The sequence below is a fragment of the Chromobacterium piscinae genome (assembly GCF_021129175.1).
Taxonomy (GTDB): domain Bacteria; phylum Pseudomonadota; class Gammaproteobacteria; order Burkholderiales; family Chromobacteriaceae; genus Chromobacterium; species Chromobacterium piscinae.
In genome coordinates this window covers 1-3,875 of record NZ_JAJOHV010000169.1, presented here as the reverse complement: position 1 = coordinate 3,875, position 3,875 = coordinate 1, and the positions used below count along the sequence as shown (strand labels likewise).

Genomic DNA, 3,875 nt, shown 5'->3' with positions numbered 1-3,875 from the left:
GGCCTGGCCCGCCAGCAGGCAGGCGCGCTCCACCTCGTCCGCGCCGCCGCAGCCGAATGCGGGTTCCAGCGTTTCGCCGCTTGCCGGGTCTACCGCGCGCAGCGCGCCTTCGCGGCCATAGACCGGCTCGCCGCCTATCAGCATTTCTCCGCGGATGTCCATTAGCCCTCCATCGCCTCGCGCATCGAGCGCTCCAGCTTCTCTACCGCCTCGTCCAGCTCGTCCTCGCTGATCACCAATGGCGGCAGCAGCCGCAGCACGGCCGAGTGGCGGCCGCCGGTTTCGATAATCAGGCCGTTGGCTAGGCAGCGCTTCTTGATCGCGCGGGCCAGCTCGCCGTCGCCCGGGCGGCTGCCCAGCGCGTCTGCCGGCGCGTCGGGGTCTATGATCTCCACGCCCCACATCAGGCCGCGGCCGCGCACGTCGCCGATGACGGACTGGCGTTCGGCCAGGCCGCGCAGCGCGGCGCCCAGCCGCTCGCCCTTGGCGCCCGCCTGGGCCACCAGCTGCTCGGACTGGATCACTTCCATCGCGGCTGCGCCGGCCACCATCGCGATCTGGTTGCCGCGGAAGGTGCCGGCATGGGCGCCGGCCTGCCAGGCGTCGTATTTCTCGTGGTACAGCAGCAGCGCCAGCGGGAAGCCGCCGCCGACAGCCTTGGAGACCACCACCGCGTCCGGCTCGATGCCGGCGTGCTCGAAGGCGAACATGTGGCCGGTGCGGCCGAAGCCTGTCTGGATTTCGTCGATGATCAGCGGAATGCCCAGCCGCGCGGTGATGTCGCGGATGCCGCGCAGCCAGCGCGCCGAGGCCGGGATCACGCCGCCTTCGCCCTGCACCGCCTCGACTATCATCGCCGCCGGCGGGATGATGCCGCTTTCCGGATCGCTCAGCGTGCGTTCGATGTAGGCCAGCGAGATGTCCTCGCCGCGCTCGCCGCCGACGCCGAACGGGCAGCGGTAGGAATAGGGATAGGGCAGAAAATGCACGTCGGGCATCAGGGACGCCACCTGGCGCTTGGCGCCGAGGTTGCCGGTGAGCGCCAGCGCGCCGGCGGTCATGCCGTGATAGGCGCCGTGGAAGGCCAATACGCCGCGACGGCCGGTGGCGGTCTTGAACAGCTTGACGGCGGCTTCCACCGCGTCGGCGCCGCTGGGGCCGCAGCTCTGGATGCGGACGTGGCGGGCGAAATCCGGCGGCAGGCATTCCAACAATTTGCGCAGGAAGCAGTATTTGGCGGGCGTGGTGATGTCCAGCGCCTGGGTCACGTGGCCGGATTGCAGGAATTCAAGCACCCGCGCTTGAACTTGCGGGTGGTTGTGGCCGGTGGCCAGCGTGCCGGCGCAGGACAGGCAGTCCAGGTACTCGCGGCCGGCGCGGTCGAAGACGCGCGCCAGGCGGCCGCGCTCGATGACCGTATCGATGGAGTTGGCATAGGTGCGGGCGCCTGATTCGCGCGCTTTGACGAAGTCGTACATCGCTTGCCAATCGGGGGCGTCGCTGTGCGAGACGGGGGCGTCCAGGAGTTCGGTTGCGGTCATGGGGCACTTTGTTGTCGTGTGAGGGGTGGAGGGGTGCTAGCGGAGCAGGCTGTTCATCAGCCCTTTGTCGTTCTTGCCGAAATACCGGGGCCACAACATGGCTTGGGCGCGGAAAACCGGGTCCCGCAGCAGCAGCGCGTGCAGCCTCGGCAGGTTGTGCAGCGGCACCGAGGGAAACAGATGGTGCGCGATGTGGTAATTGATGTTCAGCGGCGCCAAAGTCAGCCGTTCCAGCCAGCTGGCGTCGACATGGCGGGTGTGGGATAGTTCGGGGCCGCTGTCGTCCAGATTGTGCTCGGCGACGATGCGGACGCGCATGAAGGCCAGGCATAGCGTGTGCAGTGGCAGCAGCCACAGTACGATCAGCCAGGGCCAGACGCCGCTGGCGATGGCCGCCGCGGCGACGATCAGCCAGAAGGCCGCGAATTGCAGCCGCTCGGAGCCGGTCAGCAGCTTCTCGCGGTTGTCGATGACGGCGCCCCAGCCGGTCCAATAGCGCAGTATCGGCCGCCAAGCCGCGAAATTCAGGCCGAACAGGTCGCGCAGCAATAGGCGGCCGAAAGACTGGCGGCTTTGCGGAAAGCGGTAGGCGGGGTCTTCTACCAGCCTGGCCCAGTACGGGTCGTTGGGGCGGTTGGTGAAGACGTGGTGCGGCAGGTGGCCGCGCCGGTAGCAGGAGGTGACCATGCCAGCGGGGAAGGCGCACAGCCAGTTGCTGGCCAGCTCGTTCAGGCGGCGGTTGGAAAACAGCCGGTAATGAGTGGCGTCGTGCATGATGATGCCCAGCGCGTGCTGCTTGCAGGCGACCAGAAAGAAGGACAGCGCGAAGCAGGCCGCGACCGCTGCCCAGCCGGCGGCCGACAGGGAGCCGGCGCCGCCGTGAAATTCCAGGACGATGAAGGGCAGCGCCAGCGCGGCGGCGATCACCAGCCACTGGCGGGCGATCAGCCACAGGCTTTGCAGAGGATGTATGTGTTGCAGCGCCTGAGCTTCTGCGGCGTATTTGCGGCGATAGTTGACGGTCTGACCATCATTCACGGTTGCGCACTCCTGTCTTTGGGCTTGCTCGCAAGCCGGGTTCGACAACGGAAAACGTCCAACTCAGTCGTAGCGGTGGCGGCCTAGCGCCGCCGCCGGGTCCAGCAGCCGTTGCAGCCCGGCTGCCAGCCGCTGCGCGCCGGCGTCGGCGAATTTGCGGTAGAAAGCCGCGTTCAACGGGCCGACGCCGTGCTCGGCGCTGAAGCTGCCGCCGTGCTCGGCCACCAGCCGGTACAAGCCGCTTTTCAGCACCGCCAGCTTGGCCGGGCCGTAGGAGGCGGCATGTTCGCGCGGCAGCAGCGCGATCAAATGGCAGCCGCCGTCGCCGAAGTGGCCGAAGTCGTATAGCCGCAGCGCCGGGTGCTCGGCGGCCAGCCAGCGCTCGGCGGCAGCGTGGAAGGCCGGCAGCCGCGAGCGTGGCAGGCCGACGTCGAAGGACAGCGGCAGTCCCTCGGCCGCCAGCGCCAGCGGCAGGTTGTCGCGCAGCGGCCACAAGGCCTCCGGCCGGGCGAAGGCGGCGTCGGCGACCAGCCCGCGCTGATGCAGGCCGGCCAGCAGCGACTCGGCCTGTTCCCGCAGCAGCGCGTCCAGCCCGGGCATCGCGCTGGCGATTTCCACCAGCGCGTAGCAGCCGGCTTCGGCGTCGGCCAGCGGGTGGCGCAGCGCCGGAAAGTGGCGCAGGGTGACGGCCAGCGCCGGCGCGCCGATCACCTCGAAGGCCGACAGCATTTCGCCGAAGCGCTGCTCGCAGGCGTCCAGCGCCGCGGGCGCCGCCTCGCGGCCGGGCAGCGCGGCGAACAGCGTCAGCGTCGAGGCGTCGCGCCGCTTCAAGTCCCAACACGCGGCGGTGACCACGCCCAGAGCGCCGCCGCTGCCAACGAACAACTGCTTGAGGTCGATGCCGGCGTTGTTCTTGCGCAGCGGGGCGGTCAGGTCCAGCACGCTGCCGTTTTCGTCGGCTAGCACCACTTCCAGCCCCAGCAGATTGCGGCGGACGTCGCCGTGGCGCAGCAGCCGGCTGCCGCCTGTGTTGGCGCCGACCAGGCCGCCGACGGCGGGGTCGCTGCCGACGTCTATCGGCAGCCACAAGTTGTGCGGCTCCAACTGGCGGTTCAGCTCCGACAGTGGCATGCCGGCCTCGGCCACCGCGCTGCGGTTCAGCGGGTCGAAGGCGCGCAGCTGGCGCATCCGCGCCAGCGATAGCGCCACCTGGCGGCCGGAACCATCGGGCACCGCGCCGCCGACCAGGCCGCTGAGATTGCCCTGCGGCACCAGCCGCGCGCGGTGGCGGACCGC

At 69.6% G+C, this 3,875-nt stretch carries 3 protein-coding genes; all 3 read right to left on the bottom strand.

Annotated features, from left to right (window positions below; translation table 11 throughout):
* Window positions 1–161: 161 nt before the first annotated feature.
* Complete coding sequence (locus LQR33_RS23880; protein WP_231470725.1) at window positions 162–1,541, bottom strand: diaminobutyrate--2-oxoglutarate transaminase family protein; 1,380 nt, start codon at window positions 1,539–1,541, stop codon at window positions 162–164.
* Between the two features lie 36 nt (window positions 1,542–1,577).
* Window positions 1,578–2,579 (bottom strand): fatty acid desaturase family protein, encoded by a 1,002-nt coding sequence (locus LQR33_RS23875; protein ID WP_221668235.1) that lies wholly within the window; start codon window positions 2,577–2,579, stop codon window positions 1,578–1,580.
* Between the two features lie 63 nt (window positions 2,580–2,642).
* On the bottom strand, window positions 2,643–3,875 hold a 1,233-nt coding region (locus LQR33_RS23870; RefSeq protein ID WP_231470724.1), incomplete at its 5' end, for an FAD-binding oxidoreductase.

What these genes read in the sequence shown, in the direction of transcription:
- LQR33_RS23880 (WP_231470725.1), bottom strand. Translation starts at nt 1,541, where the DNA reads ATGACCGCAACCGAACTCCTGGACGCCCCCGTCTCGCACAGCGACGCC.